This window comes from Streptoverticillium reticulum (assembly GCF_047456005.1).
GTDB lineage: Bacteria > Actinomycetota > Actinomycetes > Streptomycetales > Streptomycetaceae > Streptomyces > Streptomyces reticulum.
In genome coordinates this window covers 358,900-382,974 of record NZ_CP179755.1, presented here as the reverse complement: position 1 = coordinate 382,974, position 24,075 = coordinate 358,900, and the positions used below count along the sequence as shown (strand labels likewise).

Annotated in this window: 17 protein-coding genes; 10 read left to right on the top strand and 7 right to left on the bottom strand. The window is 72.2% G+C overall.

What is annotated here, in order from left to right:
- Entirely contained in the window at positions 1-618 is a 618-nt protein-coding gene (locus ACMATS_RS01740; RefSeq protein WP_414166589.1) for a CBS domain-containing protein, read from the bottom strand.
- 309 nt (positions 619-927) lie between these two features.
- On the opposite strand from ACMATS_RS01740, the gene adhE reads away from it, so the two are divergent.
- Positions 928-3,582, top strand: coding sequence for a bifunctional acetaldehyde-CoA/alcohol dehydrogenase (adhE, locus tag ACMATS_RS01735; protein ID WP_414166588.1), 2,655 nt, complete (start codon positions 928-930; stop codon positions 3,580-3,582).
- A gap of 76 nt (positions 3,583-3,658) precedes the next feature.
- On the opposite strand, the gene ACMATS_RS01730 is transcribed toward adhE, so the two are convergent.
- Entirely contained in the window at positions 3,659-4,618 is a 960-nt protein-coding gene (locus ACMATS_RS01730; protein WP_414166587.1) for an Acg family FMN-binding oxidoreductase, read from the bottom strand.
- 254 nt (positions 4,619-4,872) lie between these two features.
- On the opposite strand from ACMATS_RS01730, the gene ACMATS_RS01725 reads away from it, so the two are divergent.
- The 5 genes from ACMATS_RS01725 (at position 4,873) to ACMATS_RS01705 (ending at position 10,688) form a co-directional block, all read left to right on the top strand.
- On the top strand, positions 4,873-5,598 hold the full coding sequence (locus tag ACMATS_RS01725) for a response regulator (protein ID WP_414166586.1): 726 nt from the start codon (positions 4,873-4,875) through the stop codon (positions 5,596-5,598).
- A 328-nt stretch (positions 5,599-5,926) separates the two neighbouring features.
- Entirely contained in the window at positions 5,927-7,150 is a 1,224-nt protein-coding gene (locus tag ACMATS_RS01720; protein ID WP_414166585.1) for an arginine deiminase, read from the top strand.
- 39 nt (positions 7,151-7,189) lie between these two features.
- Positions 7,190-8,191: an ornithine carbamoyltransferase gene (gene argF, locus ACMATS_RS01715; RefSeq protein ID WP_391151870.1), complete on the top strand. Its 1,002-nt coding sequence runs from the start codon at positions 7,190-7,192 to the stop codon at positions 8,189-8,191.
- Positions 8,192-8,214: 23 nt separating this feature from the next.
- The gene (arcC, locus tag ACMATS_RS01710; protein WP_414166584.1) at positions 8,215-9,168 is read left to right on the top strand and encodes a carbamate kinase; all 954 of its coding nucleotides are present in this window, start codon (positions 8,215-8,217) and stop codon (positions 9,166-9,168) included.
- Positions 9,165-10,688 carry a YfcC family protein gene (locus tag ACMATS_RS01705; protein ID WP_390780636.1) on the top strand — a complete coding sequence of 508 codons (1,524 nt, stop codon included), beginning with the start codon at positions 9,165-9,167 and terminating at the stop codon, positions 10,686-10,688. The genes arcC and ACMATS_RS01705 overlap by 4 nt, the downstream gene beginning before the upstream one ends.
- Before the next feature lie 64 nt (positions 10,689-10,752).
- Here the strand turns inward: ACMATS_RS01705 and ACMATS_RS01700 are convergent, their stop codons facing one another.
- From ACMATS_RS01700 to ACMATS_RS01680, 5 genes are all read right to left on the bottom strand, one after another.
- Positions 10,753-11,472 (bottom strand): DsbA family protein, encoded by a 720-nt coding sequence (locus tag ACMATS_RS01700; RefSeq protein ID WP_414166583.1) that lies wholly within the window; start codon positions 11,470-11,472, stop codon positions 10,753-10,755.
- A complete protein-coding gene (gene hemG, locus ACMATS_RS01695; protein ID WP_414166582.1) occupies positions 11,469-12,857 on the bottom strand; it encodes a protoporphyrinogen oxidase in 1,389 nt (462 codons plus the stop codon). The genes ACMATS_RS01700 and hemG overlap by 4 nt, the downstream gene beginning before the upstream one ends.
- A 62-nt stretch (positions 12,858-12,919) precedes the next feature.
- On the bottom strand, positions 12,920-13,369 hold the full coding sequence (locus ACMATS_RS01690; protein WP_391151867.1) for a hypothetical protein: 450 nt from the start codon (positions 13,367-13,369) through the stop codon (positions 12,920-12,922).
- Complete coding sequence (locus tag ACMATS_RS01685) at positions 13,366-15,942, bottom strand: multicopper oxidase domain-containing protein (RefSeq protein ID WP_414166581.1); 2,577 nt, start codon at positions 15,940-15,942, stop codon at positions 13,366-13,368. The genes ACMATS_RS01690 and ACMATS_RS01685 overlap by 4 nt, the downstream gene beginning before the upstream one ends.
- A gap of 16 nt (positions 15,943-15,958) precedes the next feature.
- Positions 15,959-17,155, bottom strand: coding sequence for a TIGR04053 family radical SAM/SPASM domain-containing protein (locus ACMATS_RS01680; RefSeq protein WP_414166580.1), 1,197 nt, complete (start codon positions 17,153-17,155; stop codon positions 15,959-15,961).
- Positions 17,156-17,485: 330 nt separating this feature from the next.
- Here ACMATS_RS01680 and ACMATS_RS01675 point away from each other — a divergent pair, with 330 nt between their 5' ends.
- Genes ACMATS_RS01675 through narI form a run of 4 tightly spaced genes read left to right on the top strand, consistent with a single transcriptional unit; the run spans position 17,486 to position 24,066 of the window.
- Positions 17,486-21,193 (top strand): nitrate reductase subunit alpha, encoded by a 3,708-nt coding sequence (locus ACMATS_RS01675; protein WP_414166579.1) that lies wholly within the window; start codon positions 17,486-17,488, stop codon positions 21,191-21,193.
- A 1-nt stretch (position 21,194) separates the two neighbouring features.
- Positions 21,195-22,706, top strand: coding sequence for a nitrate reductase subunit beta (gene narH, locus ACMATS_RS01670; RefSeq protein ID WP_414166578.1), 1,512 nt, complete (start codon positions 21,195-21,197; stop codon positions 22,704-22,706).
- Complete coding sequence (gene narJ / locus ACMATS_RS01665) at positions 22,703-23,377, top strand: nitrate reductase molybdenum cofactor assembly chaperone (protein WP_414166577.1); 675 nt, start codon at positions 22,703-22,705, stop codon at positions 23,375-23,377. Before narH ends, narJ begins: the two co-directional genes overlap by 4 nt.
- The gene (narI, locus tag ACMATS_RS01660; protein WP_414166576.1) at positions 23,374-24,066 is read left to right on the top strand and encodes a respiratory nitrate reductase subunit gamma; all 693 of its coding nucleotides are present in this window, start codon (positions 23,374-23,376) and stop codon (positions 24,064-24,066) included. The genes narJ and narI overlap by 4 nt, the downstream gene beginning before the upstream one ends.
- The last annotated feature ends 9 nt before the right edge of the window (positions 24,067-24,075 follow it).

Genomic DNA, 24,075 nt, shown 5'->3' with positions numbered 1-24,075 from the left:
TCAGCCCGCCATGCCCTCGGCGGGAACCAGCCGGTTCACCACGCCGATGACGCCGTCCACCCGCCAGGCGAGCCGGAGGGCGGCCCACACGTCCAGGCCGTGGTTCACGCGCCCGTCCAGCGTGACCACTCCGTCCGCGACGGAGACGGACACGGAGCCGGGCGGCAGGCCGAGGGCGCGGCCGAGCACCTCGTCCGTCACGTCCGCACGGATCTCCTCGTCCGTCCGCAGGAAGACCCGCAGCAGGTCGTGCCGGGTGATGATGCCGATCAGCCGGTCCTCCTCGTCCACCACGGGAAGGCGGTTGACGTGGTGGCGTTCCATGACCCGCGCGGCGTCCGAGACCCGTTGCTCGGGGTGGACGGTGACGGCGGGGGTGGACATCAGCCCCTCCACCGTCTCCGTGCCGGACCGACGACTCCCGCGCACACCGGTGGCCTGATGGCGGATCAGGTCCGCTTCGGAGACGACGCCGAGCACCTTGTCGTCGTCGTCCACCACCGGCACACCACTGACGCGACGCCCGTCGAGCAGGAGCATCAGATCCGCGAACGTGGTGTCGCGGCATGCGTGAGCGACCTCGCGCGTCATCACCTCACCGACTGTCCGGGGCTTCACGGCAGACCTTCCTTCTCGGCAATCCTCGTGCGCCGCGGCCACGCGGCGTCCCTTCCAGCTTCGCGCGCGAAGCCGGTGGACGCAGGGGCCGAGCGTCCCCGATCGGCGGACCGAAGCGCCGGGCCGGGTGGTCCACGGACGGTTGCAGGCGACGGACCACCGGGCCGTGACCGGGGACCTTCGGACCACCGGGTCCGGGGCGGGGGTGCGCAAGGCTGGGGGCGCGGGCGGTGATCGCCGAGGCGCACCGCCCGGAACAGCCGCGCCGGACGTTTCCGGTCGCGCACTTCCGACGACGGAGAGTCCCCCATGAAACGACAGGACGCCGCACGACGAGCCGCCGGCACCGCGCCCTCCGACACCGCGATCGCCGTGGACCGCCTGGTCACCAACGGGCTGAAGGCCCTGGCGGACTACGAGTCCCTCACCCAGGAGCAAGTGGACCGCATCGTCGCGAAGGCCTCGGTCGCGGCCCTCGACCAGCACACCGGTCTGGCCCGGCTGGCGGTCGAGGAGACCGGCCGGGGCGTCTTCGAGGACAAGGCCGCCAAGAACATGTTCGCCTGCGAGCACGTCACGGACAGCATGTCCCGCATGAAGACCGTGGGCGTCATCGCCCGCGACGACACCGACGGCATGATCGAGATCGCCGAACCGGTGGGCGTCGTGTGCGCGGTGACCCCGGTCACCAACCCCACCTCCACCACCGTCTTCAAGGCCCTCCTGGCGCTGAAGACCCGCAACCCCGTGGTCTTCGCCTTCCACCCCTCCGCCCAGCGCTGCAGCGCGGAGGCGGCCCGCGTCGTACGGGACGCGGCCGTTGCGGCGGGCGCACCCGAACACTGCGTGCAGTGGATCGAGACACCCTCCATCGAGGCGACCGGCGCACTCATGAACCACCCCGGCGTCGCGCTGATCCTGGCCACCGGAGGCAACAGCATGGTCAAGGCCGCCTACTCGGCGGGCAAGCCCGCCATCGGCGTCGGCGCCGGCAACGTCCCCGCCTACGTGCACCGCAGCGCCGACCTGCGCCGCGCCGTGAACGACCTGGTGCTCTCGAAGTCCTTCGACAACGGCATGATCTGCGCCTCCGAACAGGCCGTCATCCTGGACACGGAGATCTACGACAAGGCGCTCGCGGAGTTCCGCACGCTGCACGCCCACGTGGCCACCGCGGAGGAGAAGCGCAAGCTGGAGGCCTTCCTCTTCCCCGTCTCGCCGGCCGGCGCCGACGGCACCCGCGTCAACCCCGCCGTCGTGGGGCGGAGCCCGGCATGGATCGCCGAACAGGCGGGCTTCACCGTCCCCGCGGACACCTCCGTCATCCTCGCCGAGGCCGAACGCGTCGGCCCCGACGAGCCCCTCACCCGCGAGAAGCTCTGCCCGGTCCTGACCGTGCTGCGCGCAGGGTCGCAGCGCGAGGGCTTCGACCTGGCCGCCGACATGGTCGCCTTCCACGGGCAGGGCCACAGCGCGGTCATCCACACCGGCGACCCGGCCCTGGCGGAGGAGTACGGCCACCGCATGAAGACCGTGCGCGTCATCGTCAACGCCCCCTCCTCGCAAGGGGCGATCGGCGGCGTGTACAACCAGCTGCTGCCCTCGCTGACCCTGGGCTGCGGATCGTGGGGGCACACCTCGGTCTCCAACAACGTCTCCGCCGTGAACCTGCTGAACATCAAGCGGGTCAGCGCGCGGCAGAACAACCTGCAGTGGTTCAAGGTGCCGCCGAAGATCTACTTCGAGCCGCAGGCCATCCGCTACCTGGCGACCATGGCCGGCGTCCGCAGGGTCACCGTGGTCACCGACGCCACCATGACCCGCCTCGGCTACGTGGAGCGCATCAACCGTGTGCTGCAGCACCGGACCGAGCCGGTCACGGTACAGATCATCGACAACGTCGAGCCCGAGCCCAGCATCGACTCCGTCCAGCGCGGCGCCCGCCTGATGCGCGACTTCCGCCCGGACACCATCATCGCCCTGGGCGGCGGCTCGCCCATGGACGCCGCCAAGGTCATGTGGCTGCTCTACGAACAGCCGGACATCGACTTCTCCGACATGCGGCAGAAGTTCTCCGACATCCGCAAGCGCGCCTTCCGCTTCCCCGAACTCGGCAAGCGGGCACGGCTGGTGTGCATCCCCACCACCTCCGGCACCGGTGCGGAGGTCACCCCGTTCGCGGTCATCTCCGACCCGGCCACAGGCCGCAAGTACCCCCTCGCCGACTACGCGCTCACCCCGAGCGTCGCGATCGTCGACCCGCTGCTGACCAAGGACCTGCCCCCGGCCCTGGCCGCGGACAGCGGATTCGACGCCCTCACCCACGCCACCGAGGCGTATGTGTCGGTCTACGCCAACGACTTCACCGACGGCCTCGCCCTGCACGCCATCCGGCTCATCTTCGACAACCTCGAACAGGCCGTGAACGACCGGGAGGCACAGCCCACGGCGCGGGAGAAGGTGCACAACGCGAGCACCATCGCCGGCATGGCCTTCGGCAACGCCTTCCTCGGCATCGTCCACGCCATGGCCCACACCCTCGGCGCCACCTTCCACGTCGCGCACGGCCGCACCAACGCGATCCTGCTGCCGCACGTCATCCGTTACAACGGCACCGTGCCCGGCAAGCTCACCGGCTGGCCGAAGTACGAGAACTACCGGGCCCCGCAACGGTTCCAGGACATCGCCCGGATGCTGGGTCTCCCGTCGGACACCCCGGAGGAGGGGGTGGCGTCCTACGCCGCCGCGGTGGAACGGCTGCGGGACGCGGTCGGCATCGAGCCCTCCTTCCGCGCGGTCGGCATCGACGAGACCGTCTTCACCGGCGCACTGCCCCGGCAGGCCATGAACGCCTTCGAGGACCAGTGCGCCCCCGCCAACCCCCGCATGCCGATGCTCGACGACATGCAGGAGCTCATGCGGACCGCCTACTACGGAGCTCCCCGGGCGACGTCCGCGGAGTGAGACCGCCACCCTGACCGGCCGGTGGTGGCCGTCGTCCCGCACTCGACGACGGCCACCACCGGCCTTTCCCGCTCCGTCACACCGGCCTGACCCGTGCACGCGGCGTCCGCCCGCCCTCGGGCCCGTAACCGAAGCGCACCAGGAACTGCGGGTACCGGGAACGCCGCCGCATCAGGCACTCCCGGAGGTCGGGCCACTCCAGGGCCTGGTGCAGTGCGGAGGTCCGCACTCCGCGCGCGGTGGCCAGCAGGAGCATGCGTTCCAGGGCCTGCCCGGACCGGAGCCAGTCCACCGGCCGGTCGTCGGGCGTCCACAGCAGCGCCAGCTGGGCGTGGCGCTCGAAGCGCAGGGCGGGGAGGCGAGGGGTGCCGGCGGCCCCCGTGAAGTCGCGCATCGGCATCCGCCGCGCGGTGTCGCACGGGCCCAGTGCCGTGACCGGGACGCCGTAGGGCCCCGCCCCGGTCGGGACGACCCAGGCCCGGCTCTCCGCGATGCGCCACCGGTCGGCGTGGTTGCGCCGCTCGGCCTCGGCGGTCAGGCCCAGCATGGCCTTTGTCTCCACGATGCCCGGAAGGTGGACCTGGGTGCCCTCCGCACGCACGGCGGAGGCCATCTCCGCCACCACCGACTCCGCCACGGGACGGCCGGTGAACGGCATCCGGCTGGTGTGCCGCCGCGCGATGGCGTCGTACAGGGCCGGATGCCCGGAGCCGGTGCCCCGGGCGGCGGTCAGGCCTACGGTGGCGAGGAGTTCGGGGTCGTCCCCCTCCGGCAGCAGGTGCACGTCCGGTTCCCAGCCCAGGTGCGCGGCCGCCACCCGGAGGTTGAACACCGCGGCTCCCACGGAGAGGTGCAGGGCCCGCCGCACCGGGTCCGCCAGCGGCAGCGAACGCCGCAGTGCGGCACGGACCTCCACGGCGGGGGTGTCCGGATCCAGCCGGAACCGCCACGGCTGGGAATTGTGGATCGATGGCGCGGCCACCGCGGCGGAGATGAGCTTCTCGATGGCGGCGGCGTCGATGTCCGGGGCACGCATCGCGATCCTTCCTTTCTGGGCCGTGACGGCCGGTCCGGGTGCTGCTCCCCAGACTTGGCCGCCCGCGCGCGGCGGACCATGGCCCAGCGGGCCCCGGAGGCCGGGAGACCGGCCCTGATCTGCGAAGGGAGAGGGCAGGAAGGTCTCCTGGACCGGGTGCGGGGGCCGGTCGGCCCATGGTCGCGGGCCCGGCGGCGGGACAGGATGAAGCGGGTCCCGCCCCGGCGGGACGGTCAATGAGTACGGAGCACGTCATGACGGTCGACAGCACAGCAGGGACCGGCGCACAGGCGCCCGTCACGGTTTTCCTCCTCGACGACCACGAAGTGGTGCGACGAGGCATTCACGACCTGCTGTCCGCCGAGCCCGGTCTGACCGTGATCGGCGAGGCGTCCACGGCCGCGGACGCGCTCGCACGCATCCCCGCGCTGGCCCCCCGGGTCGCGGTGCTCGACGTCCGCCTGCCCGACGGCAACGGGGTGAGCGTCTGCCGTGAACTCCGTTCCCGGATGCCCGGCCTCGCCTGCCTGATCCTGACCTCCTTCGACGACGAGGAGGCCCTGCTGGACGCGATCCTGGCCGGGGCCTCCGGCTACGTCCTCAAGCAGATCAGCGGCAACGACCTCGTCGGCGCGGTCCGCGTCGTCGCCTCCGGCAAGTCCATGCTCGACCCCGGCACCACCAGCCGGCTGATGGCCCGGCTGCGCGGCGAGCACCGACGCGAGGACGAGGAACGGGACATTCCGGACCTCAGCGAGCGCGAACGGGAGATCCTGGCACTGGTGGGAGCGGGCCTGACCAACCGGGAGATCGGGCAACGGCTCTTCCTCGCCGAGAAGACGGTCAAGAACAACGTCTCCCGCCTGCTGGCCAAGCTGGGGGTGGAACGCCGGGTGCAGGCCGCCGTGATCGCCACCCGCTTGCCGGGGGCCTGCGGGAGACGGCCCGGGCATCCCGTGGTGCCCAGGCAGCGCGGCTGACACGGCGGCCGGATTCCCGGCCGCGGCTCGACGAAGAGGCGCCTCGTGCGCCTTTTCGTGCTGCTCCGTTGATGGGCCGTCACTTGTGCGGTGGGGTGCGGTCACTGGGCCGAAGGGTCCCGGCCACGTGGCTGAACAGGTCCCCCGATGGGTACCGGCCAGGCCCCCACCGGGGCCCGTTCGTCGCTCGGTTCGGGTGGTGCGGGTGTGACACGGTTCAAGTGTCAGCCGGAAACAGCCCCTTCAGGGGGCGGATTCCGGACTTCCGGAGGGCGAGCGCATCCGACGTACCGGAGCCGACGCCCGTCGCTCCCGTTCCAGGAGAGCCATGAACTTCCACGTCGATTCCGAAGCCGGCCGACTGCGTCAAGTGATCCTGCACCGGCCCGACTTGGAACTGAAGCGCCTGACCCCGACGAACAAGGACGACCTCCTCTTCGACGACGTGCTGTGGGTCAAGCGGGCCCGCGAGGAGCACGACGCATTCGCCGACACCCTGCGCGACCGCGGCGTCGAGGTCCACTACCTGGCCGATCTGCTCACCGAGACCCTGGCCGTACCGGCCGCACGCGACCTGGTCCTCGACCGCGTCTTCGACGAGCGGGACTTCGGCCCGCTGGCGACGGACCGCCTGCGCGCCGCCTTCGACGCCCTCGCGCCGGCCGAGATGGCGGCACACCTCATCGGCGGCATGACCAAGCGCGAAGCGGTGCACCGCCTCGGCGCCATCCGCAGCGTACGGCTGCACACCCTGGCACCGGACGACTTCGTCCTCGCCCCGCTGCCCAACCACCTCTTCACCCGCGACACCTCCTGCTGGGTGTACGACGGCGTGAGCGTGAACCCCATGAAGAAGCGCGCCCGCCGCCGCGAGACCGTGCACTTCGAGGCCATCTACCGGCACCACCCGCTCTTCGAGAAGCAGGAGCACCACCTGTGGTCCGGCGGCCAGGCCGACCACCCCTCCACGATCGAGGGCGGCGACGTCCTCGTCATCGGCAACGGCGCGGTCCTGGTCGGCATGAGCGAACGCACCACCCCGCAGGCCGTCGAGGCCCTGGCCCTGCGGATGTTCGCCGCCGGATCGGCACGGCGCGTCGTGGCCCTGGAGATGCCCAAGAAGCGCAGCTTCATGCACCTCGACACCGTGATGACCATGGTCAGCGGCGACACCTTCACCCAGTACGCGGGCCTGGGCATGCTGCCCTCCTGCACGATCGAGCCCGGAGCGGACGGCACCAAGCTGACCATCACCGACCACGCCCCGCAGGACATGCACCACGCCATCGCCGACGCCCTCGGACTGTCCTCGATCACCGTGCACACGGCGACCCAGGACATCCACTCCGCCGAGCGCGAGCAGTGGGACGACGGCTGCAACGTCCTCGCCGTCGAACCCGGCGTCGTCGTCGCCTACGAGCGCAACGTCACCTCCAACACCCACCTGCGCAGGAACGGCATCGAGGTCATCACCATCCGCGGCAGCGAACTCGGCCGCGGCCGCGGCGGACCGCGCTGCATGAGCTGCCCCATCGAGCGCGACGCCGTCTGAACGCCCGTTCACCGTACCGATTTTCAAGGAGAGATCACCATGGCCCTCAACCTCCGCCACCGCAGCTTCCTCAAGGAGACCGACTTCACGCCGGCCGAACTCCGCTTCCTTCTCGACCTGTCCGCCAAGCTGAAGGCCGCCCGCCACGCGGGCACCGAGCAGCAGCGGCTGCAGGGCAGGAACATCGCCCTGATCTTCGAGAAGACCTCCACCCGGACCCGCTGCGCCTTCGAGACCGCGGCCCACCAGCAGGGCGCCCACGTCACCTACCTGGAGCCGTCGGGCTCGCAGATCGGGCACAAGGAGTCCATCAAGGACACCGCACGCGTCCTCGGCCGGATGTACGACGGCATCGAATACCGCGGCAGCAGCCAGGACATCGTGGAGCAACTGGCCGACTACTCGGGCGTGCCGGTCTGGAACGGCCTGACCGACGAGTGGCACCCCACCCAGTCCCTGGCCGACGTCCTCACCATGTGGGAGCACACCGACAAGCCCCTGCACGACGTCTCCCTCGCCTACCTCGGCGACGCCCGCAACAACGTCGGCAACTCCCTGCTGATCGCAGGGGCCATGTTCGGCATGGACGTCCGCATGGTCGGCCCCGAGAGCCTGCGCAACGCACCCGACGTGGTCAAGGAGGCCCGGCGCATCGCGGAGAGCACCGGGGCCCGGATCACCCTCACCGAGAACCTCGAAGAAGGCGTCGCCGGCGCGGACTTCCTCTACACCGACGTGTGGGTGTCCATGGGCGAGCCCAAGGAGATCTGGGACGAGCGCATCACCCTGCTCAAGCCCTACCAGGTGACCTCGGAGGTGCTCGCCGCCACCGGCAACCCCCGGGTGAAGTTCCTCCACTGCCTCCCGGCCTTCCACGACGCGGAGACCACCGTCGGCGCCGAAGTCCTGGCCCGCACCGGCATGACGGCACTCGAAGTCACCGACGAGGTCTTCGAGTCCTCGCACTCCATCGTCTTCGACCAGGCCGAGAACCGCGTGCACACCATCAAGGCCGTCCTCGTCGCCACCCTCGGCCACTGACCCCCCGCACCCAGGAGAGAACCATGCGCGTCGTCGTCGCCCTCGGCGGTAATGCCCTGCTCCGCAGGGGGGAATGCCCGGACGCAGCCGTGCAGCACGCCAACGTCAGGGCGGCCGTGGCCGCCCTGGCCCCCCTGGCCCGCAAGCACGAGCTCGTCATCACCCACGGCAACGGCCCCCAGGTCGGCCTGCTCGCCCTGCAGAGCGCGGCCGACCGCTCCCTCACCTCCCCCTACCCCTTCGACGTCCTCGGCGCCGAGACCCAGGGCATGATCGGCTACTGGCTGCTGCAGTCCCTGCAGAACGCCCTCCCCGGCCGCCAGGTCTGCGCCCTGCTCAACCAGACCCTCGTCTCCGCCGCCGACCCCGCCTTCGCCGCCCCCACCAAGTTCGTCGGCCCCGTCTACGAGCGCGAGGAGGCCGAACGCCTCGCCGCCGAACGCGGCTGGACGGTCAGGGCCGACGGCCCGCACTGGCGCCGGGTCGTACCGTCCCCCGACCCGCAACGCGTCGTCGAGACACGACTGATCCGCCTCCTGCTCTCCTCCGGAGCCGTGGCCGTCTGCGCCGGCGGCGGAGGCGTCCCCGTCATCCGCGACGAACAGGGTCGACTGACCGGCGTGGAAGCCGTGGTGGACAAGGACCTCACCGCCTCCCTGCTCGCCGAGGCGCTCGACGCCGACGCGCTGCTCCTGCTGACCGACGTGCCCCAGGTCGTCCGCGGCTACGGCACCCCGGACGCGGAACCCATCGGCCACACGACGCCGGCCCGGCTGCGGGCTGAGCAGTTCCCGGCCGGATCCATGGGACCCAAGGTGGAGGCGGTATGCCGGTTCGTGGAACTCACTGGCGGCTTTGCCGCCATCGGCGCCCTCGCCGACGCACCGGCCATGCTCGACGGCACCGCCGGCACCCTTGTCACGCCCAGCGGCCGCTACCCCGAGGACGGCAACGACGATGCGGAGGGCCGGTCATGACCACCACCGCCTCTGCACCGGCCCCCGCGAGCCCGGACAGGGAACCCGAACCCGGCCCGCCACGGCGCGGGTTCCGCTTCCCCTCGGCCTACACCGTCCTCGTCGCGGTCACCGTCGTGGTCTGGGGCCTGACCTTCGTCATCCCCCCGGGCCGCTACGACACCAAGGACGGCGCACCGGTCCCCGGCACCTACCACTCCGTGGAGCTGACCCAGGGCTTCGGGAGCCGGCTCAAGGACCTCTTCCTCTCACCCGTCAACGGCCTGTACGGCGTCACCGACGCACACTCCGGACTCACCGCACCGGGCGGCAGCGGCCAGTTCTTCGGCGCGGCAGGGGTGTTCCTGTTCGTCCTCGCCGTCGGCGCCTTCATCACCGTCACCCTGCGGACCGGCGCCCTCACCAGCGGCGTGGCCCGGCTCGCCGCCCGGCTGCGCCGCCACCGGACCCTGCTGCTCGTGGTGCTGCTGGCCCTCTTCTCGCTCGGCGGCACCACCTACGGCATGGCCGAGGAGACGCTCGGCTTCTACGGGCTGATGATCCCGCTCATGCTCAAGCTCGGCTACGACCGGATGGTCGGCGCCACCGTCATCATGGTCGGCGCCGGGGTGGGCACACTCGCCTCCACCGTGAACCCCTTCGCCACCGGCGTGGCATCCGACAGCGCCGGCATCGGCACCGGGGACGGCATCGTGCTGCGCCTGCTGATGTGGGCCGTCCTGACCGCCGTGGCCGCGGTGTACCTCGTGCGCTACGCCGACCGCGTGCTCGCCGACCCCTCGCGCTCCCTCGTCGCACCGATACCCGAGGACGAGGAACTCAAGTCGGCGGGCGGCACCGAGGGCCCGCTCCCGGCACGCCAGCGGCTCGTGCTCGCGGTCTTCGGGGCCACGTTCCTCTTCATGATCTTCGCGGTGATCCCCTGGGCCGACCTGCACGTCACCTTCCTGCCCACCCTGGGCTGGTACTTCCCCGAACTCGCCGCCCTGTTCATCGTCGCCGCCGTCGCCGTCGGCCTCATCGCCGGGCTCGGCGAGAAGGGCACCGCGAACGCCATCGTCGCGGGCGCAGGGGACTTCATCGGCGCGGCCCTCATCATCATGCTGGCGCGCGGCGTCACCGTCATCATGAACAACGCCAGCGTCACCGACTCCATCCTCAACGCGCTGCACAGCGTGGTCTCGGGCACGTCGTCGGGCTTCTTCGCCGTGCTGATGTTCCTGGTGAACATGCCGCTGGCCTTCCTGGTCCCCTCCTCCTCGGGACACGCGGCCCTGGCCATGCCCATCCTCGCCCCGCTCGCCGACTTCGCCGGCGTGAGCCGCTCCCTGGTCGTCACCGCGTACCAGTCGGCCTCAGGGTGGGTCAACCTCGTCACCCCGACGTCCGCGGTCGTGATGGGCGGTCTGGCCCTGTCGAAGGTGCGTTACGACCGGTACCTGCGCTTCGTGGCACCGCTGATGGGCATCCTGCTCGTCGCGGTGACGGGGTTCATGGTTCTCGGCGCGGTCGTCATGTGACGGGAGTGCCGGACACGCCGACGGCCCGCGGGATCACCACCCGCGGGCCGTGAGCACCTTCCGGTCAGGAGGCTTTCCCGACCAGCTCCGTGAAGTCCGCAGGCGTGACGGAGGAAGTGCCGTCGCCGGACAGCACGTTCAGGGGCCGCCCGTCCAGCTTGACGACGGGCGTGCCCTTCTCGCCGCTCTTGTAGAAGGCCGACGACACCTTCTCCACCCACGGCATGTACGTGAGTTCCTTGACCGCCTTGTTGAAGGCGGGCGTGCGCAGCCCGTCGACCTGGCCGGCCAGCTCCAACAGGGTCGCGGTCGAACCGAACTTGTCGTCCTTCTCGTCGTCCGGGTGGTGGGCGAACAGGACATCGGCGTACGCCATGAACTTCTCGGGGCTCTCGTTCGCCGCTGCACCGAGCGCGTTGAGGGCGCGCTTCGATCCTTTGCCGCCGAGAGCGCCGTCCAGAAACGTCGCGAAGTGGTACTCGATCCGGAACGCCTTCTTGTCGGCGAGTTCCCTGAAGGTCTTTCCGAGTCCCTTCTCGACGACGGCGCAGTACGGACAGCGCGGGTCGAGCCAGACGGAAAGGGTGTGCCCGGCGTCGGCCTCGCCGTAGGAGATGACGGTGCCGTCCTTGCCGGAAGTGTGCGCGGGGACGGCGGCGGGCCGTTCGGCGGCCGCGGGCCTCTCTGCCGTGCGGCCCAGATACCAGCCGGTACCTGCCGCCAGCACGAGCGCGGCAACGGAAGCACCGCCGAACCGTGCGTATCCGCGGGCCTTCCCGTTCATCGGCCGCCCCGCCCGGAGTTCCCCAGTGTGCGCAGGGCGGCGTCCCGCGCGCCCGCGACACAGGCGGCGACGCCCACGCCCTCGTACGAGGCCCCGCACACCTCCAGGCCGGGCAGCCCGGCCACGGCGCTGCGGATCGTGCGCACCCTGTCGAGGTGCCCCACGGAGTACTGCGGAAGCCCCCGTGCCCACCGCGAGACGTGGAAGTCGACCGGCCGGCCCAACGGGCCCAGGACATCGGACAGTTCCGCGAGGCAGACGGCGGCCAGCTCGCCGTCGTCCCGGCCGAGCAGCGACTCCTCGCCCAGCCGGCCGACGGAGGCGCGCAGGACGAACGTTCCGGGGGCGGCCTCGGCGAGCCAGCGCCACTTGTTGGACAGGAAGGTGGCGGCCTTGACGGCCCTGCCCTCGACGGGCGGGACGAGGAAGCCGTTGCCGCGGGGCACACCGGCCGGCATCTGCGCGCGCTCGAAGGCCAGGGTCACCAGCGCCATGCTCGCGTGCTCGACCGCGCTCAACTCGCGGGCCGCCACGGGCGCGTGCGGCCGCAGCAGTGGGGCGGCCGCGTAGGCCGGGGCGGCCAGGATCACGGTGTCGGCCTCCAGGCTGCGGGGTGCGGAGCCGGAGAGGACCACCCGCCAGCCGTCGGGGGTGCGGTGCAGCTCCCGCACCCGGGTCCGGGTGAGCACCCGTGCCCCACAGGTGTCGGCGATGGTGCGGGGCAGCCGGGCGAGGCCGCCGCGCAGCCCCTGCATCACGGCGGGAGGGGCTCCCTTCCGTGCCGGTCCACCGGAGCGCAGGGCGGTGAGCAGGGAACCGCCGCGGGCGGCGATGTTCGCGACCCCGGGCAGTGCGGCGCGCAGCGAGATCCGGTCCGCCCGCCCCGCGTAGATCCCGCCGAGCAGCGGTTCGACGAGCCGGTCCACCACCTCCTGGCCGAGCCGGTCCGCGAGATACGCCCCGACGCTCGTGTCGCCGTCCAGGGGCGCGGAGGGAAGCTCCTCCTCGCGCCCGAGCCGGGCCAGTCCCTCGGGCGACAGCAGGCCGGTGTCCCGGAGCGCGGTGAGGTCCGTGGGTATCCCCATGACGTGGCCCGCGGGCATGGCGCGCAGGGTGCCCCGGGTCCACATGGTGATGGGGGCCTGCTCGGGGGAGACCAGGTCGCCTCCTAGTCCGACGGCCTTGGCGAGGTCCACCGCCTCCGGGCGCAGGGCGAGCATCGCCTCCGCGCCGTCGTCGACGGGGACGCCGGCGACGGTGCCGGTGCGCAGGATGCCGCCGGGCTGCGGGCCGGACTCCACGACGGTGACCTCGGCCTCGCCCTTGAGGTACCACGCCGCGGTCAGGCCGCTGATGCCGCCGCCGATGATGATCACTGATTGCACGAGGGCCTCCTGGCCGGTCGGGGTCGGGTGACGGTGGTGGGGGGATTCGCCCGCCACGTGTTTCAGGTGGACGGCAGCCCGGTGGCGAGGAGGACCACGCCCAGGGAGCCGACCAGGGAGGCGACCGCGAGCGCCCGGGCGGTCCCGGTCCGGCCGCGGGAGTACGCCCGGCCGTGGGCGGCGGCTGCCGCCAACACCACGAGGAACAGGGCGAGTTTGGCCGCCAGCGTGCGGCCGTAGCCCGGTTCGGCGAGCGTGGCGAAGGTGATGCCCTTGTGCCGGGCCATGGCCCAGCCGGTCGCGGCCTGCACCGGCAGGAACACCGCGCCGGTGAGGATCCCGAACCGTCTGCCCGCCGCCGAGGCGAACCGTGCGCGGTCCTCCTCGGGCAGCATGCGGCGCGCCAGGGGAAGGACCACCCAGGACAGGGCCAGCTGGCCGCCGACCCACAGGACTGCTCCGGTCACGTGGACGAAGCGGACCAGTGTCCAGAGTCCGATGGCGCTTGTCATGTGACCTCCACCGTGCCGTGGGCGCCGGCCTCGGCGCGCCGCATGTCGTGGTCGACGAAGGAGTAGTGGCCCGCGGCGGGCAGCACGGCCTCGACGAAGCCGCCCTGGGCGGGGGCCAGATCCAGCACCTGGGAGCCGCCCGGGTCCTGGGGCCGCAGCAGATAGGCCCCTTCCTTGTAGGAGGTGTCGAAGACGGTGCCGACGACGTGGAAGGCGATGCCGTCCGAGGGGCCTGCGGCGACGACCCAGAACCGGACCCGTTCACCGGCGCGGGCGGTCAGCGGCGCCTTGGCGTACTGGGCGGCGACGCCGTTGAAGACCCAGGCGTCGGGCGCGTTACGGCGCATCTTGTCCAACTGCCCGGGGCTTCCCGGGTCGCCCAGGTACAGCTGGGAGGAGACCAGCAGGTACTCGTGGTCCACGGCGGGGAGGTCCGGCGGGTCGACGACGATCGCGCCGTACATCCCGTTGGCGATGTGCTGGAGCATCGGGGCCGTGCTGCAGTGGTAGAGCCAGGCTCCCGCGCGGGTGGCGGTGAAGCGGTAGACCAGGCGTTCACCGGGCCGGATCGTGCGCATGGGCTCGTCGGGGGCGAGCACGCCGGGGTGGAAGTCGATGCCGTGGCCCATCTCGTCGTCGTTGACGAGGGTCACCTCGAAGGTGTCGCCCACCTTGCCCCGCAGGGTGGGGCCCGGTGCCGTGCCGCCGAAGGTCCACCTCCGCTGGACGACTCCGGGGGCCACCTCCACATCGGCCTGGGTGGCGTGGAGTTCGCTCCTGTGCACGGTCCCGGCGGGGGCGGGCGGCAGCTCCGCAGGGCGGGGCTGCCAGCCGGAGGAGAAGCCGGCGCCGAGGTCGAGGGCGCTGCCGCCTCCGTCCATGGAGTGTCCCGCATGCCCGTCGGCCGTGCCCTTGACGGCGATGGCGAGGGTCATTCCGGCGGCCCGGTGGCCCGGGACCGTGCACCAGGCGCTCCGGTTGCCGGTGACGGGACCGAGGTCCAAGGTCTGCGTCGCCCCCTTGCCCAGCAACGCCGTGGCCGGGCCGCCCTCGACCCGCAGGTCGTGGCGCTGGGCGTCCTCGTTGGTGACGCGCAGCCGCAGCGCGGTGCCGTGGGGGACCTCGATGCGGGCCGGGCTGATGCGCATGTTCCGCAGGGCCACCTCGACCGTGCGGGTGCCGGTGCCTCCGGAGGCACCGGCCTGTACGCCGCCGGGGGCCGTGCCGCCGGATGCGGCCAGTACGGCCAGCACGGTGACGGCCGCACCGACGGCCGTGCCCGCGACGAGCGGCCACCGCGAGGCAGTCGGTGCCGCGGTCTCCCCGTGGGCGCGGCGGGCGAGTACGGCGACGACCAGGCCCAGAAAGCCGATGGCCGACGCACCGGCGAGGAACGCTCCCGCGGTCGCGGCCGGTTCCGGCAGGGGCAGGGCGAGCAGGGCGACGGCGAGGTTGAGCGCGAAGAAGCGGGCACGGCCTGCTCGTTCGAGGACGGCCTGTGCTGCCGCCCGCTGCTTCGGGCCCCGGCAGAGCACGACGGGAAGGAGATAGGTCAGCGCGCCGAACAGCACCTGACCGGTGAACCCGACGAGCAGTACGGGCAGCAGTGCGTCCAGACCGGCGGCGGCGTCGGCCGGTGCCCGGGTCGCTGTCAGCCACAGGTCCGCCGCCACGGCCGCCGTCAGCCAGCCGCAGGCGGCGGCCGGCATCCAGGCCGCCTGGGTGCACACGCGCCGCCCGCTGCGCGGAGTACGGGCGAAGAGCAGCACGGCCAGAGCGACGCCCCCGGCGTAGAGAGCGAGCCCTGCGACCGTCGGCCACCGGCTTCCGGCCGCAAGGCCACCGACCGCCGCCGCCAGGCCGCCGCCGGCCAGGGCTAGGACCTGCCGCGCGGTGCGCGTGGTGCGCTCGTGCATGCGCACGCCCAGCACTGTCGGCCACAGCATGAACAGGGTGCCCAGGACCGGCAGGGCGATCCAGCCCAGCACGGTGAGGTGCACGTGGGCCGAGCACAGTCCCGCGTGCCAGCGGGGACCGCCCACGCCGCCGAACAGCAACAGCCCCAGCACCACACCTGCGAACAACGCTCCTGTGGCCGCACGGTAGTAGGCGACGACGGGCTTCAGACGCCCGCCCAGTGCTCCGCGGCCCAGTCGGCAGAGCACCAGGCCGTGGGCCGCGACGGCGGCGAGCAGAACGGCAGAGGAGGCGGCGACCAGCCACGTCGACTGTGCAGGCACTCCGAGGAGCACACCGGCCGCCGCGGCGTTCGCCGACGCCAGCCGGACCGTGCTCCACCGCTCGTCCGGCTGCCGGGTGTGCAGCAGGGCGACGGTGAAGTGCTCGCTCCACACCAGCACGGCGGTGGTGGCGGCGCCGAGCAGGAGCAGGTGCGGGCCCAGCCACCGGCCCGCGGGGAGCCGGTCGCCGACGGCGGTGGCGAGCACGGCCGCCGTGAGCCAGGCGGCCACGAGGAGGTGGGCCCGTAGATGCCGGGCTCGCAGCACTGAACGGCCGGGCCGTTCAGTGGCGTTGGGGGACGGCATGCTTCTGTCGTCTCGTGGTGCAGTCATGGTGCGTGTTCCCGGCTCACCGCGCCGCGAGCAGCAGCTGTGCCACTTCTCGCTGGTGGGGAAAGGAACCGGGGCGGTAACCGCACCAGGGCTCCTGGGCGAACGGGTCGCCGGTCGCGGCGTAGGCGCGTGATCGTGATCCCCCGCAGACCGTGCGGAATTCGCACCGGCCGCACCGGCCGCCGAGCCGGTCGGGGTCGCGCAGTCCGGTGAACAGGCCGGAGGTGCGGTAGATCTCGGTCAGCGGCCGGGCGCGCACGTTGCCCGCGGCGAGCGGCAGGAAGCCGCTCGGGTGCACCGTGCCGGTGTGGGAGACGAAGACGAATCCCCGGCCGACGTTGATGTCCAGCGGTGGGCGCCGGGTGCGCCGCTCGGCGACGTCCAGCCCGAGTTCGGCGGCGCGCTCGTGCAGCTTCTCGTACAGCGGACCGAGCCCCAGGGCCGCGACGTGGTCCTCGCCCCTGGCCGCCAGCACCGTGCGCTGGAGGGCGACGCGGCGGAAGTGGTGTGCCTCGGTGGTCTTGGCGGGCACCGTCAGCCCCACGTCGTGGACGAAGTTCAGGACGTCCTCCGCCTCGCCGGGCGTGAGCGCGTCCAGCAGCCGGCCGCGTCCGGTGGGCACCAGGAAGAACGCGCTCCACAGCGCTGCCCCGTGCTCGCGCACCAGGGCCACGATGTTCGGCAGGTCGAGCAGGTTGTGGCGGGTGACCGTGGTGTTGATCTGTACCTTGAGCCCCAGCCGGCGGGCCGCGTCCCAGGCGTCCAGCGTCCAGTCGTACACGCCGGACACGCCCCGGAAGGTGTCGTGCAGTGCTGCGGTGGACCCGTCCAGGCTCAGCGAGAGACGGGCCGCCCCGGCGTTGCGCACGGCACGCAGGTTTTCGGCGGTGAGGGTGGGCGTGCCGGAGGGGGCGACGGCCACGTGCAGTCCGGAGAGGGTGCCGTAGGCGATCAGCTCCAGGAGGTCGGGCCGCTGGAAGGGGTCGCCGCCGGTGATCACGAACAGGGGTGCGGGGCGGCCGAACGCGGCGACCTGGTCCAGCAGTTCCTTGGCGGCGGCGGTGCCGAGTTCACCGGGGTCCCGGTCGGGGACCGCCTCGGCCCGGCAGTGCCGGCAGGCGAGCGGGCAGGCCCGGGTGGACTCCCAGATGACGATGAACGGCCGGTCCGTCACGTCATGTCGCGCGGTGCGCACCGCGCGGCGGGCGCTCATCGCGGCCACCGGCCGTGACCGGCCGCCCGGGAGTCGGCATGGCCCGGGCGAACCGGACGGCGACCGACGGGAGGTGCCGCGTGCGGTGCCCGCCCGGGCGGGTGTGAAGGGGAGTGGCCGGGCCGGCGCTGCCTGCGGTCGTACACGAGTACCTCCGTATCGGTTGCCGCCCAGCATGCGGCGTCCGGCTGCCCGCGGGCGGCGGCCGAGCGGCCCCTCCCGCGGGCCGTTGGTCCCGCGCCGGACGCCGTTTCCCGGGCCGTGCGGCCACCCGGACAGGGACCTTTCACCCCGCCTTGTCCGCTTCGCCCTCGCCTAGCGTTCGACCCCATGGACAACGATGAAACCGCCGGTAACTCCGGTGCCCGCGAGGACCGGAGCGGGCCCCTCGCCTCCCGGCGGCTGCTTACCCGGCTGCCCCGGCGCGAGACCTCGGCCGACGGGCGCGCCGTGTTCGCCTCCGGCGACACGCAGTGGGAGGGCTTCTACCGCAACCGCTGGGCCCACGACAAGGTCGTGCGCTCCACGCACGGCGTCAACTGCACCGGCTCCTGCTCCTGGATGGTCCACGTCAAGCAGGGCATCATCACGTGGGAGCACCAGGCCACCGACTACCCCTCCATCGGCACCGGCTGCCCCGAGTACGAGCCGCGCGGCTGCCCGCGGGGCGCCTCGTTCTCCTGGTACACCTACTCGCCCAGCAGGGTCCGATACCCGTACGTGCGCGGCACGTTGCTCGAGATGTGGCGCGAGGCCCGAGGCCGGCTGGGCGACCCGGTGGCGGCCTGGGCCGAGATCACCGGGGACCCGGCCAAGGCCCGCGCCTACAAGAGGGCCCGCGGCAAGGGCGGCCTGGTGCGCGCCGACTGGGACGAGGTCTCCGAACTCGTCGCCGCCGCCCACGTCCACACCGTCAAGACCTACGGGCCCGACCGGGTGGCCGGCTTCTCCCCGATCCCCGCGATGTCCATGGCCTCCTTCGCGGCCGGTTCGCGGTTCATGTCGCTGATCGGCGGCACCCTGCTGTCCTTCTACGACTGGTACGCCGACCTTCCCATCGCCTCCCCGCAGGTCTTCGGCGACCAGACCGACGTGCCCGAGGCGGCGGACTGGTGGAACACCGGCTACCTGGTCATGTGGGGCTCCAACATCCCCGTCACCCGCACCCCCGACGCCCACTTCCTCACCGAGACCCGCTACAACGGCACCAAGGTCGTCGCCGTCAGCCCCGACTACGCCGACAACGTCAAGCACGCCGACGAGTGGCTCGCCCCGCACCCCGGCACCGACGGGGCGCTCGCGATGGCCATGGGCCATGTGGTCCTGCGCGAGTTCCTCGTCGACCGGCACACCCCGTACTTCGAGGACTACCTGCGCCGGTTCACCGACGCACCCTTCCTGGTCGCCCTCCGCGCCCACGACGACGGACGCTACGTCCCGGACCGCTTCCTGACCGCAGCCGACCTCGGCCGCCAGGAGGAGAACGCCGAGTTCAAGACCGTCCTGCTCGACCGCGACGGCGGCGAGCCGGTCGTCCCCAACGGCTCCCTCGGCTTCCGCTGGGGCGAGAGCGGCGAGGGGCGCTGGAACCTCGAACTCGGCGACACCGTCCCCGAACTGACCCTGCTGGAGCGTGCCGAGGAGAACGTCGAGCTCGCCCTGCCCCGGTTCGACGAGGGCCCCACCGAAGGCGGCTCCGCCATGGTGCGCGGCGTGCCCGCCCGCCGGGTGGGCGGCCGTCTCGTCACCACCGTCTTCGACCTCATGCTCGCCCAGTACGGGGTGCACCGGGCCGGACTCCCGGGCGACTGGCCCGACTCCTACGACGACGCAAGTCAGCCCTGCACCCCCGCCTGGCAGGAAACCCTCACCTCCGTCCCCGCGGAACAGGCCGCACGCATCGCCCGGGAGTTCGCCCGCAACGCCGAACGCACCCGCGGCCGTTCGATGATCGCGATGGGGGCCGGCACCAACCACTGGTTCCACTCCGACACCGTCTACCGGGCCTTCCTCGCGCTCACCACCATGACCGGATGCCAGGGCGTCAACGGCGGCGGCTGGGCGCACTACGTCGGGCAGGAGAAGGTCCGTCCCGTCACCGGCTTCCAGCACCTGGCCTTCGCCTTCGACTGGCAGCGGCCCACCCGGCACATGGCGGGCACCTCGTTCTGGTACCTCAACACCGACCAGTGGCGCTACGAGGCGTTCGGCCCCGCGGAACTGGCCTCGCCGCTCGGCGAAGGCCGCTTCGAGGGCCGCACGTTCGCCGACTGCCTGGCCCAGGCCGTCCGCAACGGCTGGACACCCGGCCACCCCGGCTTCAACCGCAACCCCCTCGACCTCGCCGACGAGGCCGCTGCCGCGCACCGCCCCGCCGCCGACCACATCGCCGACGAACTCGCCTCCGGACGGCTGAAGTTCGCGGCCGAGGACCCCGACGAGCCGGCCAACTTCCCCCGTGTCCTGACCGTCTGGCGCGCCAACCTGCTGGGCTCCTCCGGCAAGGGCAGCGAGTACTTCCAGCGCCACCTGCTCGGCGCCGACGCCGCCGTGCGCTCCGAACAGTCGCTCCCCGGCGCGCGGCCGACGGACGTGACGTGGCACGAGGAGGCCCCCGAGGGCAAGCTCGACCTGCTGGTCACCCTCGACTTCCGCTTGACCTCCACCGGGCTGTACTCGGACGTGGTGCTGCCCGCGGCCACCTGGTACGAGAAGGACGACCTGTCCAGCACGGACATGCACCCCTTCGTCCACGCCTTCACCCCCGCCATCCCGCCGCCCTGGCAGGCGCGCACCGACTACGACACCTTCCTGACCCTCGCCGACCGCTTCAGCGAACTCGCCGCCGAGCACCTGGGCACCCGCACCGACGTCCTCGCCGTGCCCCTGCAGCACGACACCCCCGACGAACTCGCCCAGCCCCGCGGGGTCGTCGGCGACTGGCGGACCGGCACCTGCGCGCCCGTACCCGGCCGGACCATGCCGAAGCTCGTCACCGTCGAACGCGACTACGCGGCCGTCGCCCAGAAGATGCGCGCGATCGGCCCGCTGCTGGACGACCTCGGCACCACCACCAAGGGCGTCACCGTCCACGTCGGCCCCGAACTGGACGAACTGCGCCGCCGGTGCGGCACCGTGCGCGACGGCATCGCCGCCGGACGGCCCTCGCTGGCCACCGCCTCCGAGATGTGCGAGGCCGTCCTCGCGCTGTCCGGCACCACCAACGGCCGCATCGCCACCGCAGGCTTCCGCGCCCTCGAACAGCGCACCGGCACCGAACTGGCCCACCTCGCCACCGAACGGGAAGGAGAACGCATCACCTTCGCCGACACCCGCACCCAGCCGCGCGCCGTCATGACCTCCTACGAGTGGTCCGGCAGCGAGACCGGCGGACGCCGCTACTCCCCGTTCGTCATCAACGTCGAGCACCGCAAGCCCTGGCACACCCTCACCGGACGCCAGCACTTCTTCGTCGACCACGCCTGGATGGCCGAACTCGGCGAACAGCTCCCGGTCTTCCGCCCGCCCCTGGACACCCGCCGCCACTACGGAGACGAGCACCTGCACGAGGACGGCCGCGCGGAGGTCACGGTGCGCTACCTCACCCCGCACTCCAAGTGGTCCATCCACTCCACCTACCAGGACAACGCCCACATGCTCGCCCTGTCCCGCGGCGGGCCGGTGATCTGGATGAGCACGGCCGACGCCGCGCGCATCGGCGCCCGGGACAACGACTGGGTCGAGGCCTACAACCGCAACGGCGTCGTCGCCGCCCGCGCCGTCGTCACCCACCGCATGCCCGAGGGGACCGTGTACATGTACCACGCCAAGGACCGCACCGTGAACGTGCCGAAGACCGAGGTCAGCGGCAAGCGCGGCGGCATCCACAACGCCCTCACCCGGCTGCTGATCAAGCCCACGCATCTGGCAGGCGGGTACGCCCAGTTCACCTACGCCTTCAACTACCACGGACCGACCGGCAACCAGCGCGACGAGGTCACCGTGATCCGCCGCCGTTCGCAGAACGTGGAGTACTGACGTGCGTGTGATGGCACAGGTCGCCATGGTCATGAACCTCGACAAGTGCATCGGCTGCCACACCTGCTCGGTCACCTGCAAGCAGACGTGGACCCACCGCACCGGTGTGGAGTACGCCTGGTTCAACAACGTCGAGACCAAGCCCGGGGTGGGCTACCCCCGCCGCTACGAGGACCAGGAACGCTGGAAGGGCGGCTGGGTCCTCGACCGCAAAGGCCGCCTGGCCCTGCGCTCCGGCGGTCGTCTCAAGCGGCTGTCCTCCCTGTTCTCCAACCCCGACCTGCCCACGATCGACGACTACGCCGAGCCCGTCACCTACGACTACGACACCCTCGTCAGCGCGCCCGCCGGCCAGGACGTCCCCGTCGCGCGCCCGCGCTCGGCGCTCACCGGCCGCCCCACCACGATCACGTGGGGCGCCAACTGGGAGGACGGGCTGGGCGGTACGCCCGAGCACGGTGCCGGGGACCCCAACCTCGGCGGCGGCCTGGCGGAGAAGGTCCGGTTCGAGTTCGAGCAGACCTTCATGTTCCACCTGCCCAGACTGTGCGAACACTGCCTCAACCCCGCCTGCGTCGCCGCCTGCCCCTCCGGCGCCCTCTCCAAGCGCACCGAGGACGGCATCGTGCTCGTCGACCAGGACCGCTGCCGCGGCTGGCGCATGTGCGTCTCCGCCTGCCCCTACAAGAAGGTCTACGTCAACCACGCCACCGGCAAGGCCGAGAAGTGCACCTTCTGCTTCCCGCGCATCGAGGCCGGACAGCCCACCGTCTGCTCCGAGACCTGCGTCGGCCGGCTGCGCTACCTCGGCGTCGTCCTCTACGACGCGGACCGCGTGGGCCGAGCGGCCGCCGTCCCCGAGGAGACGGACCTGCTCGACGCCCAGCGCGACCTCCTCCTCGACCCCGACGACCCCGAAGTGGCCGCCGCAGCCCGCGCGAACGGCATCCCCGAGGACTGGATCGCCGCCGCCCGGCGCTCCCCGGTACGGGCCCTCATCAGCGAGTACCGGGTGGCCCTGCCGCTGCACCCGGAGTACCGCACCCTGCCGATGGTCTGGTACGTGCCCCCGCTGTCCCCGGTCCTGGACGCGGTCGGCGCGGCGGGCGGCAGCTCCGACGACCCCGACCACGTCTTCGCCGCCGTCACCCGGCTGCGCATCCCGCTGGAATACCTGGCCGCCCTCTTCACCGCCGGCGACACCGACGCCGTCGCCGGCGTCCTGATGAAACTGACCGCTCTACGCAGCCACATGCGCGCCCGCGCCCTCGGCGACCCCGCCGACCGGAGCCTGCTCGACGCCGTGGGACTCACCCCCGAGCAGGCCGAGGACCTGCACCGGCTGCTCGCCGTCGCCAAGTACGCCGACCGCTTCGTCGTGCCTGCAGCGCACAAGGAAGCGGCCACCGGGGATCCGGGTGCAGCCGGCTTCCGCTGCCCGGTCGATGCGGGGGAGGGCCCCACCATGCTCGGCATGCCCACCCGGCGCCGCACGAACGGGAGCACCCCGTGAACCTGTTCACCCGCATCCGGCCCGCCCGCACCGTCACCCCCGAACAGGCCGCAGACCGCGCCCGGTCGATGCGCCTGCTGTCCCTGCTGCTCCAGTACCCGGACGCCGAACTGGCCGCCGCGGCACCGGAACTGGCCGCGGCCGTCGCACAGCTGCCGCCCTCGCCCGCCGCGGAACACCTGGCCCGGTTCACCGACTGGTTCGTCCGACAACCGGCGCACCAACGGGAGATGCACTACGTCGACGTCTTCGACCTGCGCCGCAGGAGCGGACTGCACCTCACCTACTACCTGCACGGCGACACCCGCCGCCGGGGCACCGCCCTGCTCGCCCTCGCCCAGTCCTACCGAGCCCACGGCTGGGAGGTCGCCGACGGCGAACTGCCCGACCACCTGCCGGTCGCCCTGGAGTTCGCGGCCCTCGTGGGACCGGGACCGGGCGAAGCACCCTTGCGCCGCCACCGGCGCGGGCTGCAGCTGATCCACCACGCACTGGACGACCTGGAATCCCCCTACCGCCACCTCCTCGCGGCCCTCCTCGCCCTGCTCCCGCCACCGACGGCCGCCGACCGGGAAGCGGTGCGCCGCCTCGCGGCCGAAGGCCCGCCCGCCGAACAGGTGGGCCTGCACCCCTACGGAATCACTCCCACGAACCCGGAAGACCCCCGATGATCCACCTCGCCTCGCAGCCCCTCCTGTGGGTCGCGTTCCCCTACATCTGCCTGACGGTGTGCGTCACGGGCCACATATGGCGATACCGGCGGGACCGGTTCGGCTGGACGTGCCGCACCACCCAGCTGCTGGAACACCGCTGGCTGCGCTTCGGCAGCCCGCTGTTCCACCTGGGCGCCTTCGCCGTCGTCGCCGGACACGTCGTCGGCCTGGCCGTGCCCGCCTCGTGGACGGAAGCCGTCGGGATCGGCGAACACGCCTACCACGTCACGGCCGTCGGGCTCGGCTCGGTCGCCGGGGCGGCGATGGTGGCCGGGCTGGCCATGCTGTGCGCCCGGCGGCTGTTCGCGCCGCGCGTGCGCAGGACCACGGACCGCACCGACAGGATCCTCTTCCCGGTGCTGTTCGTGACTGTCCTGCTGGGTGTCTCGGCCACGGCCGTGCACAACGTGGCCGGAGGCGGCTACGACTACCGCGCCACGATCTCGGTCTGGTTCCGCGGGCTGTTCACCCTGCAGCCGCACCCCGAGGCCATGGCCTCGGCACCCCTGCTGTTCCAACTCCACATCCTGAGCGCCTTCCTGCTCTTCGCCGTGTGGCCCTTCACCCGCCTCGTGCACGTGTGGAGCGCGCCTGTCGGCTACCTCAGGCGCCCGGCGCTGGTGTACCGGAGCCGGAAGAGCGGATGACCGGGCGCA

Coding starts and splice junctions, on each gene's coding strand:
- adhE (WP_414166588.1), top strand. CDS start 928: ATGAAACGACAGGACGCCGCACGACGAGCCGCCGGCACCGCGCCCTCC.
- ACMATS_RS01730 (WP_414166587.1), bottom strand. CDS start 4,618: ATGCGTGCCCCGGACATCGACGCCGCCGCCATCGAGAAGCTCATCTCC.
- ACMATS_RS01725 (WP_414166586.1), top strand. CDS start 4,873: ATGACGGTCGACAGCACAGCAGGGACCGGCGCACAGGCGCCCGTCACG.
- ACMATS_RS01720 (WP_414166585.1), top strand. CDS start 5,927: ATGAACTTCCACGTCGATTCCGAAGCCGGCCGACTGCGTCAAGTGATC.
- argF (WP_391151870.1), top strand. CDS start 7,190: ATGGCCCTCAACCTCCGCCACCGCAGCTTCCTCAAGGAGACCGACTTC.
- arcC (WP_414166584.1), top strand. CDS start 8,215: ATGCGCGTCGTCGTCGCCCTCGGCGGTAATGCCCTGCTCCGCAGGGGG.
- ACMATS_RS01705 (WP_390780636.1), top strand. CDS start 9,165: ATGACCACCACCGCCTCTGCACCGGCCCCCGCGAGCCCGGACAGGGAA.
- ACMATS_RS01700 (WP_414166583.1), bottom strand. CDS start 11,472: ATGAACGGGAAGGCCCGCGGATACGCACGGTTCGGCGGTGCTTCCGTT.
- ACMATS_RS01690 (WP_391151867.1), bottom strand. CDS start 13,369: ATGACAAGCGCCATCGGACTCTGGACACTGGTCCGCTTCGTCCACGTG.
- ACMATS_RS01685 (WP_414166581.1), bottom strand. CDS start 15,942: ATGACTGCACCACGAGACGACAGAAGCATGCCGTCCCCCAACGCCACT.
- ACMATS_RS01680 (WP_414166580.1), bottom strand. CDS start 17,155: ATGAGCGCCCGCCGCGCGGTGCGCACCGCGCGACATGACGTGACGGAC.
- ACMATS_RS01675 (WP_414166579.1), top strand. CDS start 17,486: ATGGACAACGATGAAACCGCCGGTAACTCCGGTGCCCGCGAGGACCGG.
- narI (WP_414166576.1), top strand. CDS start 23,374: ATGATCCACCTCGCCTCGCAGCCCCTCCTGTGGGTCGCGTTCCCCTAC.